At 52.8% G+C, this 542-nt stretch carries 1 rRNA gene; it reads right to left on the bottom strand.

Annotated features, from left to right (window positions below):
• Window positions 1-542: ribosomal RNA gene (locus HYD27_RS31730) — 23S ribosomal RNA — on the bottom strand; the annotation flags it as partial.

Below are 542 nucleotides of genomic sequence, written 5' to 3'. Positions count from 1 at the left end.
GACGGACATCCATCAGTCCGCGTCACTACCCTCCTGCGTCACCCCATCGCTCATCGCGGATTACGGTGGTACAGTAATTTCAAACTGTTGTCCTTCGACTACGCCTGTCGGCCTCGCCTTAGGTCCCGACTTACCCTGAGCGGACGAGCCTTCCTCAGGAAACCTTGGGCTTTCGGCGGATCAGATTCTCACTGATCTTTTCGTTACTCATACCGGCATTCTCACTTGTGTACTCTCCAGCGCTCCTTACGGTACACCTTCAACGCATACACAACGCTCCCCTACCCCAGATACAACCGTATCTAGCCATAGCTTCGGTGGTGTGTTTAGCCCCGTTACATTTTCGGCGCAGAGTCACTCGACCAGTGAGCTATTACGCACTCTTTCAATGGTGGCTGCTTCTAAGCCAACATCCTGGTTGTCTGGGCAACTCCACATCCTTTCCCACTTAACACACACTTCGGGACCTTAGCTGATGGTCTGGGCTGTTTCCCTTTTGACAATGGATCTTAGCACTCACTGTCTGACTCCCGGCAAGAAGT

The organism is Paenibacillus sp. S150, assembly GCF_019352175.1.
Taxonomy (GTDB): Bacteria; Bacillota; Bacilli; order Paenibacillales; family Paenibacillaceae; genus Paenibacillus_AQ.
This window is presented reverse-complemented; position numbering and strand designations above follow the sequence as displayed.